The organism is Vibrio sp. 2134-1, from assembly GCF_033339495.1.
Map to the genome: position 1 here is coordinate 23,026 of NZ_JAWOUS010000030.1, position 15,464 is coordinate 38,489.

The 15,464-nt window shown below is 46.2% G+C and carries 13 protein-coding genes; 9 read left to right on the forward strand and 4 right to left on the reverse strand.

Annotation, left to right across the window (positions count from 1 at the left end):
* Positions 1 to 67: 67 nt before the first annotated feature.
* Positions 68 to 985: an EamA family transporter RarD gene (gene rarD, locus R7R78_RS21865; protein WP_225474237.1), complete on the reverse strand. Its 918-nt coding sequence runs from the start codon at positions 983 to 985 to the stop codon at positions 68 to 70.
* A gap of 178 nt (positions 986 to 1,163) precedes the next feature.
* Here rarD and recQ point away from each other — a divergent pair, with 178 nt between their 5' ends.
* The 3 genes from recQ (at position 1,164) to R7R78_RS21880 (ending at position 4,223) form a co-directional block, all read left to right on the forward strand.
* Positions 1,164 to 2,999: an ATP-dependent DNA helicase RecQ gene (gene recQ / locus R7R78_RS21870; protein ID WP_005451195.1), complete on the forward strand. Its 1,836-nt coding sequence runs from the start codon at positions 1,164 to 1,166 to the stop codon at positions 2,997 to 2,999.
* Between the two features lie 9 nt (positions 3,000 to 3,008).
* On the forward strand, positions 3,009 to 3,314 hold the full coding sequence (locus R7R78_RS21875; protein WP_213894429.1) for a DUF3630 family protein: 306 nt from the start codon (positions 3,009 to 3,011) through the stop codon (positions 3,312 to 3,314).
* Positions 3,315 to 3,548: 234 nt separating this feature from the next.
* Complete coding sequence (locus R7R78_RS21880; protein WP_053350785.1) at positions 3,549 to 4,223, forward strand: 7-cyano-7-deazaguanine/7-aminomethyl-7-deazaguanine transporter; 675 nt, start codon at positions 3,549 to 3,551, stop codon at positions 4,221 to 4,223.
* A gap of 222 nt (positions 4,224 to 4,445) precedes the next feature.
* Here the strand turns inward: R7R78_RS21880 and R7R78_RS21885 are convergent, their stop codons facing one another.
* From R7R78_RS21885 to rhlB, 3 genes are all read right to left on the reverse strand, one after another.
* Positions 4,446 to 6,089: a sugar nucleotide-binding protein gene (locus R7R78_RS21885; RefSeq protein WP_225474238.1), complete on the reverse strand. Its 1,644-nt coding sequence runs from the start codon at positions 6,087 to 6,089 to the stop codon at positions 4,446 to 4,448.
* Positions 6,090 to 6,261: 172 nt separating this feature from the next.
* Positions 6,262 to 7,755, reverse strand: a complete 1,494-nt coding sequence (gene gppA / locus R7R78_RS21890; RefSeq protein WP_225474239.1) for a guanosine-5'-triphosphate,3'-diphosphate diphosphatase — start codon at positions 7,753 to 7,755, stop codon at positions 6,262 to 6,264.
* Between the two features lie 20 nt (positions 7,756 to 7,775).
* A complete protein-coding gene (rhlB, locus tag R7R78_RS21895; RefSeq protein ID WP_005378764.1) occupies positions 7,776 to 9,095 on the reverse strand; it encodes an ATP-dependent RNA helicase RhlB in 1,320 nt (439 codons plus the stop codon).
* A 111-nt stretch (positions 9,096 to 9,206) separates the two neighbouring features.
* On the opposite strand from rhlB, the gene trxA reads away from it, so the two are divergent.
* The 6 genes from trxA (at position 9,207) to fre (ending at position 15,027) form a co-directional block, all read left to right on the forward strand.
* On the forward strand, positions 9,207 to 9,533 hold the full coding sequence (gene trxA / locus R7R78_RS21900) for a thioredoxin TrxA (RefSeq protein WP_004745500.1): 327 nt from the start codon (positions 9,207 to 9,209) through the stop codon (positions 9,531 to 9,533).
* A 196-nt stretch (positions 9,534 to 9,729) separates the two neighbouring features.
* Complete coding sequence (rho, locus tag R7R78_RS21905) at positions 9,730 to 10,989, forward strand: transcription termination factor Rho (RefSeq protein WP_005378757.1); 1,260 nt, start codon at positions 9,730 to 9,732, stop codon at positions 10,987 to 10,989.
* Positions 10,990 to 11,095: 106 nt separating this feature from the next.
* Complete coding sequence (locus tag R7R78_RS21910) at positions 11,096 to 12,088, forward strand: hypothetical protein (RefSeq protein WP_005378756.1); 993 nt, start codon at positions 11,096 to 11,098, stop codon at positions 12,086 to 12,088.
* A 91-nt stretch (positions 12,089 to 12,179) separates the two neighbouring features.
* Entirely contained in the window at positions 12,180 to 14,033 is a 1,854-nt protein-coding gene (gene ubiD / locus R7R78_RS21915) for a 4-hydroxy-3-polyprenylbenzoate decarboxylase (RefSeq protein ID WP_033907314.1), read from the forward strand.
* Entirely contained in the window at positions 14,030 to 14,299 is a 270-nt protein-coding gene (locus R7R78_RS21920) for a 2Fe-2S iron-sulfur cluster-binding protein (RefSeq protein WP_009696789.1), read from the forward strand. Before ubiD ends, R7R78_RS21920 begins: the two co-directional genes overlap by 4 nt.
* A 14-nt stretch (positions 14,300 to 14,313) precedes the next feature.
* The gene (gene fre / locus R7R78_RS21925) at positions 14,314 to 15,027 is read left to right on the forward strand and encodes an NAD(P)H-flavin reductase (protein WP_213867454.1); all 714 of its coding nucleotides are present in this window, start codon (positions 14,314 to 14,316) and stop codon (positions 15,025 to 15,027) included.
* Positions 15,028 to 15,464 lie beyond the last annotated feature (437 nt).

Below are 15,464 nucleotides of genomic sequence, written 5' to 3' on the forward strand. Positions count from 1 at the left end.
TAAAAAAGCTTGGTCACATTATGACCAAGCTTATCTGGCAATTTCTAACTTGTCTTGTAAAAAACGATCACTGTGGCTGAACGATTCGGCGTGAGCGACGGTTATTACGTAATCCATCAAAGCTAAACACGACTAGTGCTCCCCAAATAAAGACGAAAGTGATCGCTTTATCCATGGTAAAGGGTTCGCCATACATCAATACTGCAAGTAAAAACATTAAGCTTGGGCCTATATATTGGAAAAAGCCCAAAGTCGATAATTTGAGTCTTGTTGCTGCACCCGTAAAGCACAGCAGTGGCAGGGTTGTTATAACCCCAGCCGCGATCAACAAACTATTTAACGTACGTGGATTCGTAAGCATATTTGAGGTTGGTGTATCGGCAACAAAAAGCAAATAAGCAGCGGCCACTGGCAGTAGAAGTAATGTCTCGATAAACAAGCCAGTTTTTGCATCGACACTGACTTTCTTTCTTAATAAGCCATAAAAGCCGAAGCTCATTGCTAACGCCATCGCAACAACAGGTACGGAGCCAAATACAATCAGTTGAACGAGTACGCCACAACCTGCCAATACAACCGCGAACCACTGTAATTTACGCAGTCGCTCACCAAGGAAGACCATCCCGAGTAAGACGTTGATCAGTGGGTTAATGTAATAACCTAAGCTGGCGTCGAGCATATGATTCGAGTTTACCGCCCAAATGAAAATCAACCAATTGCCGCCAATTAGCATGGAACTTGCGATCAGGTAAGCGATTTTTGTTTTGTCTTTCGCGATGTGGTAAGCCGAGCGCCAGTGACGGCCAAAATGGAGGAGTGCAGCAAGCAAAAAGAAAGACCATATCACTCGGTGGCTTAGAATTTCCAAAGGAGATACTTGTGCGATGGACTTAAAGTACATCGGCGCAATGCCCCACATGGTATACGCGCCGATCGCTAGCAAGATACCTTGCCGCGCGCGTTGTTGTTCGTCTTCTGGTGTCATGAAGTGTCACCTAATTGTGTGTTTTATAGAGCAGAAAATCAGTATACGAGTCGTGATGCGAAACACCTAACAATTTGCGGTTTTATTCACCATGAAACCCCATTACAATGTGCCCTCACTTTGTGTGCCAGTGGTATGCATAAGCACCTCTTTTTTAAGACCCAATCTGAGACTTTTCATGACCTCGACCTTGTTAGCCGAACAATCTGATTCGCCTGTAACGCCTCAACGTGTGTTGGAGGATGTGTTTGGTTACCAAGAGTTCCGTGATGGTCAGCAGTTGGTGATTGATGCTGCGGTAGAAGGTCGCGACAGCTTAGTTATCCTGCCTACTGGTGGCGGTAAGTCGCTGTGTTATCAAATCCCTGCTTTGGTTCGCTCTGGTATTACTTTGGTGATTTCTCCGCTTATTTCGCTGATGAAAGACCAAGTGGACCAGCTTAAAGCCAACGGTGTAGCGGCTGAATGCATTAACTCGACCATGCCTCGTGAAGAACTGCTCAGCGTGTATAACCGCATGCACACTGGTCATCTTAAGTTGGTGTACGTCTCGCCAGAACGCGTATTGATGCGTGATTTCATTGAGCGCTTGGAAAACTTGCCGCTATCGATGATTGCCGTCGATGAAGCGCACTGTATTTCCCAGTGGGGACACGACTTCCGTCCAGAATATGCCGCGCTTGGTCAACTTAAGCAGCAGTTTTCCCATGTGCCATTTATGGCGCTGACGGCGACCGCAGATGACGCAACGCGCCGAGATATTCTTGAACGTCTGCAACTGAATAATCCAGAGGTTTACCTAGGCAGCTTCGACCGTCCTAACATTCGCTACAACTTAGTTGAGAAGCACAAACCGGTTTCGCAAATCGTTCGTTATCTTGAAACCCAAAAGGGTAATTGCGGCATCATCTATTGTGGTAGCCGTAAGAAAGTTGAGATGGTGACCGAGAAGCTGTGCAACAACCACATTCGTGCTGCTGGTTATCACGCAGGTATGGACGCCGATGAGCGCGCTTACGTTCAAGAAGCTTTCCAACGGGATGACATCCAAATCGTAGTGGCGACCGTGGCATTCGGTATGGGCATCAACAAACCAAACGTGCGCTTTGTGGTTCACTTTGATATCCCGCGCAATATCGAATCCTACTACCAGGAAACGGGTCGTGCAGGGCGTGATGGTTTACCTGCAGAAGCGATGATGTTGTATGACCCAGCGGACATCAGTTGGCTGCGCCGTATGTTGGATGAGAAAGACGATGGTCCACAGAAGCAGGTGGAAACCCACAAACTGAATGCGATGAGTGCCTTTGCTGAGGCGCAGACTTGTCGTCGTCAGGTGCTATTGAATTACTTTGGTGAGTATCGTGAGAAGCCATGTGGCAACTGCGATATTTGCTTAGATCCACCGAAGCACTTTGATGCAACAGAAGAAGCACGTAAGGCGTTGTCTTGTGTGTACCGTGTTAATCAGAGCTTTGGTATGGGCTACGTGGTAGAAGTGTTACGTGGCATGCAAAACATTCGTGTACGTGAAAACGGGCACGATAAGATTTCTACCTACGCGATAGGGCGCGACCACAGCCACGATTACTGGGTGAGTATCTTCCGTCAGTTAATCCACAAAGGGCTGTTGTTTCAAAACATCACGCGTAACTCAACGCTGCAATTAACCGAAGAGGCACGTCCGCTTTTGCGTGGCGATGTGACCCTAGAGTTAGCGGTTCCACGTTTAGACACCGCAGCACGTGCGGCTAAATCAGATAAACTGACCAGCAAGAACTACGACAAAAAGCTGTTTGCTAAGTTACGTAAGCTGCGTAAGTCGATTGCTGATGAAGATGGTTTGCCACCATACGTGGTCTTCAGTGACGCAACTTTGATTGATATGGCGGAAATTCTGCCAACGTCTTACGGCGAAATGCTGGCAGTCAGCGGTGTTGGTCAGCGCAAACTAGAGAAGTACGCCGATCCATTCCTTGATTTGATTCAAGAACACATTACTCACCACGGATAAGGAACCAAGATGCAAAAGGAATTTGGCTTAGCGGACTACATGCCACAAGAAGGGCGCTTAATCATTACCGCGCCGAGCTTTGACCTTGATAGCTTTCCTGCTTTAGGTGAGCGTTTAGTCGGCTTGCTTTCTGCTACTGTGGTGGAAAAACAATGGGATGCAGACATTCACTCTTGGCTGATCGACTTTGAAGGTTGCCGACTGTTTATGAAAGCAGAGCATTACAGCGAAGCGATTTGGTTTGAAGCGTTAGCGATTGAAGAGAGCAGGGAAGAGTTGGATTATCTTGCAGGATTGTTCCAACGCGGCTTCTAAAAATAGAATTTTTCTTGAAAGGGTGTTTCACATGAAACACCCTTTTTTATGCTTAAACGTTTGCGTAAAACAGACGACTTGCGGCGAAAAGTGGTTAATGTATAATCGCCCACCGCTTCGCTCAGAATGAGCCAAGCCAGTTTATGTTTCATTTTACACTGTTGGTAAGAGCCACTTTATTCAGTGACTCGATTTGGGTTCCCTCACCCCCAAACCAAACTAAAAAGGTATCGCATGAGTAACTTTACCCCTGCGCAGCAGCGCAACGCCCTTATCTATCTGGTTCTATTCCACCTAGTCATTATTGCATCTAGCAATTACCTAGTTCAGCTACCGTTTACTATCTTCGGTTTCCATACCACTTGGGGTGCATTCACTTTCCCATTTATCTTCTTAGCGACTGACTTAACTGTGCGTATTTTCGGTGCTCAGTTGGCACGTAAGATCATCTTCTTAGTGATGTTGCCTGCTTTGGCAGTGTCTTACTTCTTATCGGTGGTGTTCTTCGAAGGTCAATTCCAAGGTTTTGGTCACCTAGGGGAATTTAACTTGTTCGTTGCTCGTATCGCGATTGCTAGTTTCATGGCGTACCTACTTGGTCAGATCATGGATGTACACGTGTTCAACCGCTTACGTCAAATGAAGCAATGGTGGGTGGCACCAACGTGTTCAACGCTTTTCGGTAATGCACTTGATACCATCGCTTTCTTCGCCATTGCGTTCTACCAAAGCCCAGATCCATTTATGGCGGAGCATTGGACGGAAATCGCGCTGGTGGATTACGGCTTCAAACTGGTTATCAGTCTTGGTTTGTTCGTTCCGATGTACGGCGTATTACTGAATTACCTAATTAAGAAGCTGACTGCGGTGAACCCTGACTTTAAGGTGACGACAAGCGTTCAGTCTTAATATCAGTGGGAACCCCGAAAGCCGCTTGCTTAAATCAAGCGGCTTTTTTGTACCTGCTTACTGGGATTTAGAGGGTTTTGTACAGCGTGGGGAGCAATTAGATCATGGGTGTCCAAAAGCTCCCTAAGCTGTACGAAGGTAAAAATGAGCAATAAAAAAGGTCCCGAGTGAGACCTTTTTATCGAAGTTACGGAACGTAGAGGAAGCTAGTTGGTGAAATGGCTAACGGAGCATCTTCTCAATCAAAATGGCTTTTTGCGCATCGAAGGCGCCAAGTTGCAGGCCGTTCTCCCAACTGATGCTTTGATTGAACATCGCCAGCATCAAACCGACACTGCGTTGATTGGCGTCCTGCCAGCAATCAGATTCGCTGTACTCTCCATCATTTATCGCGTTGCCATTAACGAGAATGGGCTCGAAACGCCATTTTTCGCCGACACGGTAGTAGCCTTTACTGGTTAAGGTCTGGTTGGATTGAATCGTTAAAATGTGCTCGATGCCCGGCTCACCGGTTAATTCAAATACAAATCTTAGCTGGTGGTCGCCACATTGCAGCTCAACGATCAGTTGGCCGTTTTCCTCAATCAGTGTTGACTGAGAGTAGTCTCCGAAGCAGTGCAGCAACCAAGAAATAGGGTGACTGGCTGTTTCAAGAAACCACTCTTTGAGTGTGAAGGTGCCCGGTAGGTTAACTTGGGTGATTAGATTGACCACACAAGGTTGGGTTTGCGAGGTGAGCCATTTCTCTATCGTCTTGGCGGTCTCTAGCTGAGCAAAGGCGTAATTAACCAATAGGTTGGAGTTCGGTTGCTGCCAGTGAGTGATGTCGGAATTCAATCCCACCAATGGCTTTTCACAAATCAGCTTGGTTGAACCTAACGTCTTTATGATCTCTGCATGAGTATGCGCAGGTGTCGCGATGGTCACGACATCAAGTAGTTTGAGTGCGCTGATGTTCGTTTCTGCCTTTGGGATTGCTTCTTCACTGCACGCTTGCTGAAGAGGTTCTATTTGGTTGGCACATAACGTCGTGACTGCAACACCATTGTTTCTATAGTGCGGAATGTGCGTGCGTCCCCAGTTGATTCCTATGATGCCAGCTTGCTGGATTTGCTCTGGCTTGGTGAAACGTTCACTCAATGGCGGCAAGGCAATTCGTTCATCTGTTAGACGTTGGTCATGGTGATAGTCATTGCTTGGCAGCACTTGCCATGGTTTGTTGTAATGCTGTTTGAGTGCACAAACGAGTTCGTAGAAATTCCACTTATCTTTTAAGTTGCTATCAAGGTGATATAAACCGGCTTCGTTCCGCTCAATAAGCTGCAAAAAGGCGAGTGCAGTATCGTCCATATGAGAAGTCGCAGGATACCAAGCCGTGCTAGCGGTAATAACGCCATTATCTTCATATTGGCGGTCGAGATGCGCCAACATGTTATTGCCTTCTGCTTGGTGATGGAGCTGCCAACCAATTCGAGCAACCATCGCATCTGGATTTGCTTGCCAGATTGCATCTTCACAACGAACTTTGTATTTGCCGTAATCATCTTGGGTGTTTCTTTCTTCAAAGATGCCATAAGGCCCGTTTTTTGTGGCATCAAATACCATTGCTGTGCTGACAAAGAGGTAAGGAATATTATGGCGTTTGCATTGCTCACCAAGCCACGCTGCCCACTCTTCACTTCCCATCGCCATATGGCACACCGCATTGATGTGGTGTTGCTGCCAAAATTGTTCACTTTGCTGTAGATCATCCGGCGGGATTTGGTGGTGATTCCACTCCAATATGTTCCAGCCGCGTAGGTGAAACTGATGAGCGACTTTTGGGGCGAGGGTGCCAGTTAAGCCAGTCATTAAAACGGTTTTCATGATGGTGCATCTTGGTTGGCTAAATTGTGTTTATCAATAAAGCATGGCTGTTTTTCGATGTAGAGCGGAGAAGCTGAGATTTTTGCTGGGCAGCACGTTTTGTAGGGGAAGTAGATGCAAAAAAGCCCAAGCGAACGCCTGGGCTTTAGTATTGTAAGGCAGTGATATTCGCTTATTTTGCTACGATATTTAATGGCCAGCCGATGTCTGTCTGACGGTTGGATTCAATTTCCAACTCAGCCGCAGTCAGTGGGTTTTTCTCTAGCCATTGCGCATCAATGTGTAACGTTAGATTGTCGCCTTCAACCGTTAAAGTCACATTTGGCTCTAGATCAGGATTGCGACGATGGCTGAGCAGAACCGCAAGACGCAACAGTCTCAATACTCGTTTGGCACTTGAGCCTGATAATGCATGCTGCTCAGGTAAAGAAGTGAGCTGTTCGCGATAGCGACGAGCCACTTCACCAATAAAGAACTTCTGTGCGCGCGTGTAACCAGGCAGTTCCAAATTCTGTAGCAAGTAAGCACTATGCTCTCCGCCTGTTTTGAAATCGATAGTTAAGCCAATTTCATGCAGTTTTGCGGCGGTCTCGAGTAATATCTTGCCCTGAGGCTCTGTAATCCACTCATCGCCCCCAGCTTGCTGTAAAAGCGTGTGTGCCAGAGTAGCGACTTGTTCGCCGTATTGGTGATCGAGCTGATAGCGATTTTGTACGCTAGCGATAGTGCGGGCACGAATGTCTTCTTGACGAAGCTCTTCAACCATCTCATACACTAAGCCTTCGCGTAGTGCGCCGCCAGCCAGTGTCATAGCATCGATTTCAAGCAATTCAAAAACGGCAATCAAAATAGAGAGGCCACTAGGGAACACTAATGCACGCTCAAGTGTTAAGCCTTCAATATCGAGCTCTTCCAAGTGATCAGCAAGCATTGCCTGCTTTTGCAAACGCTTAAGTTTGGAGTGAGTGATTACTTCGTCCATGCCTTGCGCCAGCATTATCTCTTGCAATGCCTGAACAGTGCCTGATGCACCAACACACACATCCCAACCAATTTCTGTATAACGTTCTAAAATCGGCTGGATGGTCTGTTTCGCCCCTTCAATTGCCGCGTCAAAGTTACGAGCATTCAATTGACGATCTTTAAAGAAGTTTTCAAGCCAAGTCACGCAGCCCATTTTTAAGCTGGTCAGTGCTTTGGCTTCGAAACCTTCACCGATAATCAGTTCGGTACTTGCTCCACCGATATCGACTACAAGGCGACGACCACTACCGCCAGAGGTGTGAGCGACACCTTTATAGATAGTGGCTGCTTCTTCTTCACCAGTAATCACTTCGATAGGCTGGCCTAGAATTTGGTTAGCCTTTTCTAAAAACACATCTACATTGGTCGCGGTACGTAATGTTGCAGTACCGACGATGCGAATGTTTTGTTTAGGAATGTCCTGCAAGCGTTCCGCAAATAGACTTAAGCAGTCCCATCCTCGCTGCATAGCTTCCATACTAAGAGAATTATGTTCATCTAAGCCCGCTGCTAGACGAACTTTGCGCTTAATTTTAGCCATTGTTTGAACGCTGCCATCGATGTGACGCACAACGAGCATGTGAAAACTGTTCGACCCGAGGTCGATGGCGGCATATAGCGGTGATGATCCTGCTTGACTCATAAAACGAACTCAGTTTCCTATTACGATTGTTTTGGTGCCGATTGACGCGGTTGGCGTGGACGACGTCCCTGCGGCTTACGGTTACCAGAACCAGAGCGGGTACCGCCAGTATTCGTGCGGCGCTGTTGGTTGCGTGGTGCACGCATACGAATCGGAGCCGGTAGATCTTGAATCAGTGCCGACGAATCGTACTCTGAAACTGGGATTGTATGCTCAATGTATTCTTCGATTGCTGGTAGGTTAACCGCGTACTCTTCACAAGCAAAACTGATCGAATGACCGCTCGCACCAGCGCGACCAGTACGGCCAATACGGTGAACATAATCTTCACAGTCGTCAGGAAGGTCGTAGTTGAAAACGTGCGTTACCTGAGGAATATGCAAACCACGCGCTGCAACGTCAGTTGCAACTAAGATGTCGACATCACCTTTGGTGAATTGCTCAAGAATCTTCTCACGCTTCTTCTGCGGTACATCGCCAGTAAGAAGGCCTACACGGTGTCCATCGGCAGCCAAATGACCCCAAACCGATTCACACTTATGCTTGGTATTGGCAAAAATGATAGCGCGATCTGGCCACTCTTCTTCAATTAGTGTTTGAAGCAGCGCCATTTTGTCTTCATTCGAAGGATAGAAAAGCTCTTCCTGGATACGGTGGCCAGTTTTTTGTTCTGGTTCGACAACGACATGCTCAGGAGTATTCATGTGTTCGAATGCCAGTTCTTGAACGCGGTAAGACAGCGTTGCTGAGAACAGCATGTTCAAACGCTCTTTTGGCTCAGGCATACGACGGAACAAGAAGCGAATGTCTTTAATAAAGCCAAGATCGAACATGCGGTCGGCTTCGTCCAGAACAACAGCTTGAATGTTGTTGAGGTTAAATACGCGCTGTTTGTAGAAATCGATGATACGGCCTGTTGTTCCGATCAGAATATCTACGCCGTCTTGCAGTTTCGCAAGTTGCTTGTCGTAGCTTTCACCACCGTAAGCTAGAGCGGTTTTTAGACCTGTGCTTTCAGTTAATGATTCTGCATCATTGTAAATCTGAATAGCGAGCTCACGTGTTGGCGCCATAATAATTGCGCGTGGCTGTGTAGGCTTACGACCTTCATGTTCCGGAGTCGTCAGAAGGTGGTTGAACGTAGCAGTAAGAAACGCGAGCGTTTTACCAGTACCCGTTTGGGCCTGGCCTGCGATGTCTTGGCCGGTGAGCAGGACCGGCAACGCCAAGGCTTGGATAGGGGTACAAAATTCGAACCCTTTTTTGTCCAATCCTTCAATAACTTGGGGCTTTAAGCCCAAATCGGCGAACTTTTGCTCTGTGATATGCGTCTTTTTCATGGCTATAGAATATCAGCTAAAGCTTGCAATACGAAAGTAAATACATTCCAATAGGGCATCTAATTACTGGTTATCATCCAACCAGTTTCGAAAAACACATTGGAGTGGAAGATGAGTGATAAGATTTTGCAGCTAACTGATGACGGTTTTGAAAACGATGTAATCAACGCTGCAGGCCCGGTTCTAGTGGATTTTTGGGCAGAATGGTGTGGTCCTTGTAAAATGATCGCTCCTATTTTGGACGAAATCGCAGACGAGTACGAAGGCAAACTCACTATCGGTAAACTAAACATCGACCATAACGCAGGTACACCACCTAAGTTTGGTATTCGCGGCATTCCAACGCTATTACTATTTAAAGATGGTAACGTAGCGGCAACGAAAGTAGGTGCTCTGTCTAAAACTCAACTGAAAGAGTTCCTAGACGCAAACTTATAATCACCAAGTGATTACAGATAAAACCGTGCAAAGTTACAATGCACGGTTTTGTTTTTCTAACTCTGGACTAGAATACTAATTAGTGCTAACTTATCGCGCGTTAATTGAACAAATTTCTCTTCTTGGTCGATCCTGAGACCAAATCCATCTTAACTAGAAAACAGATCTTATTTTGACTAAACAAGAATCCACCACCATGAACCTTACCGAACTGAAGAACAGACCTGTGTCTGACCTTGTAAAACTGGGCGAAAGCTTAGGATTAGAGAACCTAGCTCGCTTAAGAAAACAAGACATCATCTTCGCGATTTTAAAAGCGCACGCTAAAGGCGGCGAAGACATCTTTGGCGATGGGGTTCTGGAAATTCTGCAAGACGGCTTTGGTTTCCTACGCAGTGCAGATAGTTCATACCTTGCGGGTCCGGACGATATCTACGTATCACCAAGTCAGATTCGTCGCTTTAACCTACGTACTGGTGACTCTATCGCTGGCAAAATTCGCCCACCAAAAGACGGTGAACGTTACTTTGCCCTTCTAAAAGTCAATACCGTTAACGACGATAAACCAGACAACGCCCGTAACAAGATCCTATTTGAAAACCTTACCCCTCTACATGCGAATGAGCGCATGGTTATGGAGCGTGGTAACGGTTCAACAGAAGACATTACAGCACGTGTTTTAGACTTGGCATCGCCAATCGGTAAAGGTCAACGTGGTCTGATTGTTGCTCCGCCTAAAGCGGGTAAAACAATGCTTCTGCAAAACATCGCGCAAAGCATCGCGTACAACCACCCAGAGTGTGAGTTGATGGTTCTTCTTATCGACGAACGTCCAGAAGAAGTAACCGAGATGCAACGCCTAGTTAAAGGTGAAGTGGTTGCGTCGACTTTCGATGAGCCAGCATCTCGTCACGTACAAGTAGCGGAAATGGTGATCGAGAAAGCAAAACGTCTTGTTGAACATAAGAAAGACGTGGTTATCTTGCTTGACTCTATCACTCGCCTAGCTCGTGCTTACAACACCGTAGTGCCTTCATCAGGTAAAGTACTAACAGGTGGTGTGGATGCAAACGCATTACATCGTCCTAAGCGTTTCTTCGGTGCTGCACGTAACGTAGAAGAAGGCGGCAGCCTAACTATCATTGCAACGGCACTAGTAGATACTGGTTCTAAAATGGATGAAGTTATCTACGAAGAGTTCAAGGGTACAGGTAACATGGAACTGCACTTGAACCGTAAGATTGCTGAGAAGCGTGTATTCCCTGCGATTGACTTTAACCGCTCAGGTACACGTCGTGAAGAGCTACTGACGAAGACTGACGAACTACAGAAGATGTGGATTCTGCGTAAGATCGTTCACCCAATGGGCGAAATCGACGCAATGGAATTCCTAATCGACAAGCTAGCGATGACGAAGACCAACGATGAGTTCTTCGATGCGATGCGTCGTCAATAGTCTCAGATAAGTCATTCTGCGAAAAGCCACCGTATATCGGTGGCTTTTTTATTGCTTTCTCCCGATAGAAGTATCAGAATGAAGGAAATGTTATCGGGAGGTTAACATGCAACAAGGAATGTTGTCGTCATTACTCCTGAGCTTGTCACTTATCACTCTACCTGCGACATTATCTGCCAAGGAAATGCATGAGTCTGTAGTAGAACAGTGGCTTCAGGATACTCAAATACAGACTAAAGTCTCTGAACTGCTTGATTACGCTGTCAGAGATGAAGTCGACTCGCTTAAATTTGCCCTTGATCGACTTGCTTTGCCTCAACAAGAGGTGGTGCGCTTTCAATTGTTGGAAAAGCTTGAAAAGCAAGATGTGATTCTCACGCCTCGAATGGCTCTGTTTGTTGAGTCCCAGATCCGTATGACCCCGACTTATCAAGTGTTAGAGCGAGGTGATGGGTATGAATTTAGTGTACCCGCTTTTAACTTTCCCGTTATTGCGAGTCGCTTGATTAAGCGTTGGAAACAAGACCAAAGTACCTTGGACTTTGTCTTACAAGCTGAACGAAGAGAGCTTAACTTAAAGCAATGGCTTACAGGGCCATCTCAACAAGCTCAAGCGCGTGAAGCGCTTTTGATTCGAGAGTTAGACAGTTTATCACCCAACGCGCTTGCTGCATTAACGGCCCAGTTAACCAAAGCAAATGTGACCAGTTGGTTACCCTCGACGGCCGTGATAGTCAGGTTGGCACAAGTTAGTCAGGATGAGGAAGTGTACAACTTACTCTGGCGGATGAAAGCCGATTACAACAGCCAGTCCGAGCTTGAGCGTTTAGCTGCGGTTGGAGACGTTTTTTCCATTCAGCAATTGATGAATGCCACAGTTAACCCATCACTCAAGCCAGAAGCTATTAGTCTACTTACAAAATCTAACCCTCTATCTCCGCAAGTAAAGCAGTTTCTAGTTAGAAAAATGGCGTTATCAGAAGAAGCAACCATGGTTGCTCGAGAGCTTGCTCAACAAGGGCATCAAACCTGGTTGGAAGAGTTAGTATCTTCGAACCATCAGATAAAGACTCGGCAGATTGAACAAGTATTAAAGTAATCTGGCTCACATACCCACACAAAATAGGAGGATCTTAGCGTCCTCCTATTTGTTATACTGCGGACAGTTTAATCAGCCAGCATGAAGGCCTATGAGTTTTAAGGATTTACGCGAATTTATCGACCACCTAGAACAGAAAGGTCGACTTAAACGCATCACTCACCCTGTCGATCCCGCTTATGAAATGACAGAAATCAGCGACCGCACCTTGCGTGCTGGTGGACCTGCGCTGTTGTTTGAGAACCCAATCGGCTACGACGTACCTGTTTTGACTAACCTGTTTGGTACACCAGAGCGTGTCGCAATCGGTATGGGACGTGAAGATGTTAAAGAATTAAGAGAAGTCGGTAAGCTGCTGGCTTATTTAAAAGAACCTGAGCCACCAAAAGGCTTCAAAGACGCTTTAGAAAAACTGCCAGTGTTCAAACAAGTATTGAACATGCCGGCTAAGCGTTTACGTAAAGCACCATGCCAAGACATTGTTTGGCAAGGTGATGAAGTCGACTTGGATAAAATTCCGGTAATGAGCTGCTGGGCAGAAGATGTAGCGCCGCTGCTTACTTGGGGCTTAACCGTAACCAAAGGTCCAAATAAGAAACGTCAGAACCTAGGCATTTACCGTCAGCAGAAAATTGCCAAGAACAAAATCATCATGCGTTGGTTAGCCCATCGTGGTGGTGCGCTTGATCTGCGCGATTGGATGGAAACCAACCCAGGTAAACCTTTCCCAGTTTCGGTCGCGTTTGGTGCAGACCCAGCAACCATTCTTGGCGCAGTAACACCAGTGCCAGATACGCTATCGGAATACGCATTTGCAGGTTTGCTACGTGGAAGCAAAACGGAAGTCGTGAAGTCAGTCAGCAACGATTTGGAAGTGCCAGCGAGCGCGGAAATCGTGATGGAAGGCTATATCGACCCGAACGAGTTTGCTGATGAAGGTCCTTACGGTGACCACACTGGCTACTATAACGAAAAAGAAAAGCACCACGTATTTACTATTACGCACATTACTATGCGTAAAGACCCTATTTATCACAGCACCTACACAGGTCGTCCGCCAGATGAACCAGCTGTATTGGGTGTGGCATTAAACGAAGTGTTTGTGCCTATTCTGCAAAAGCAATTCCCAGAGATTGAAGACTTCTATCTTCCGCCAGAAGGTTGTTCGTACCGAATGGCCGTCGTCACCATGAAGAAGCAGTACCCAGGACATGCCAAGCGCGTAATGATGGGCGTGTGGTCTTTCTTACGTCAATTCATGTATACCAAGTTTGTTATTGTGTGCGATGAATCGGTAAACGCACGAGATTGGAATGATGTCGTGAAAGCCATGTCAGAGCATATGGATCCTGTACGTGATACCTTGATGATAGATAACACGCCAATCGACTCGCTCGACTTTGCTTCACCAGTGGTTGGGCTTGGCTCCAAAATGGGCTTGGATGCGACCATTAAATGGGATGCCGAGCTGGCGACGCGAACCGAGGTCACTGAGCGAGACAGCAAAGCGATTACCGAAGCAGAACTAAATGAGTTGAAACAGCAACGCCCTGAGATTGTTGACGTCTATCTTCCAGTTACAGCAAACAACCAATTTGCTGTCGTGACTATGAAGAAAGACCAAGCTGGTCAATCCCAAGAATTGATGGAACATCTATGGGGCTTCTTTGCTCAGTACACGGATAACAAATTCATCATTTTGTGCGACGATGACGTTAATGCACGAGATTGGAATGACATCATTTGGGCGGTGACAACTCGAATGGACCCAGATAGAGACACGATTCAAGTGCTTGGTAAGACTGAGAGTTCATCCAAATTAGGACTGGATGCGACCAACAAGTTCGAATCTGAAGTCACGCGCGAGTGGGGTACGCCTATCAAAAAAGATCCTAAACTTGTGGCTAAAGTCGATGAGATTTGGGACCAGTTAGGTATTCTATGAGTCATCAAGTCCACCTTCTACCAATGGACGTTACATTCCAAGTAAAAGAAGGGGAGACGGTGTTGGAAGCTGCGCTCAACAACAATATTCGCTTCCCACACCGTTGCCAAGTTGGCGCTTGCGCCATGTGCATGTGTAAAAAGCTAACGGGCGAGGTGAGCTATCACCTCGAACCTATGCTAACCGAAAAAGAGCAACAGCAAGGTTGGATATTCCCTTGCCAAGCCTATACAGAAAGTAATTTAGTGCTTACTTTTGACGAGTAAGCGAGAGGAACACCATGACCATCCAATGTAAAGTAAAGTCTATTCAGCCGTTAGCTTGTAATACTTACCAAATCCTTCTTCATCCAGAATCACCAGTGCCTTTTAAAGCGGGTCAGTACCTAATGGTGGTGATGGGTGAAAAAGACAAACGTCCTTTCTCTATCGCAAGCAGCCCTTGTCGTCATGAAGGTGAACTTGAACTGCACATCGGTGCTGCGGAACACAACGCTTATGCACAAGAAGTTGTCGAAGCAATGCAAGCGGCGCTTGAAACTGATGGTCAGATTGAAATTGATGCGCCACATGGCGATGCTTGGGTTCAAGAAGAAAGCGAACGCCCATTATTATTAATTGCTGGTGGTACAGGCTTCAGTTACGTTCGCTCGATTCTGGATCACTGCGTAGCGCAGAATAAAACCAATCCTATCTATTTATATTGGGGGGCGCGCGATAACTGCCAACTTTATGCTAAAGACGAACTGGTCGAGATCTCCGACAAGTTTGCCAATGTTCACTTTGTGCCAGTAGTAGAAGAAGCTCCTGCAGACTGGCAAGGTAAAGTTGGTAACGTGCTACAAGCTGTAGCTGAAGATTTCGAAAGCTTAGAAAACTACGATATCTATATTGCAGGTCGTTTTGAAATGGCTGGCGCAGCACGTGAACAGTTCACTCAGAACAAGAAAGCGAAGAGCGAACGTATGTTCGCAGACGCGTACGCATTCATTTAAATACGGCTTTTGATACAGAAAAAGAGGGTTTTTTACCCTCTTTTGTGCTTTTTTGATGAAATAGTCATCGAACAGTCAGTTTTTTCCATTTTTTTTCAAAAAAAGGTTGCGAACGGATCTGAGTTCCCTATAATGCGCATCCACCGACACGGCAGACGCGATAAGGCTTCAGCAGGGTCGGAGAGGTGAAAGCTTCTACGAAAAATAAAATTGAAAAAGTGTTTGACACTGTCAATTAAATCGCTAGAATGCACCTCCGCTTTGAGAGAAAAACTTATCGCAAAGCAAGCTCTTTAACAATATAGACCTATCAATCTGTGTGGGCACTCGTTGATGATAATCCAATTAGATACTTCGGTATCAAATTAGGTTTCAATGAAACGAAGTGACCATTGAATCGAAAGATTCAGCACAGTCAATTCAAACATTACTTATGT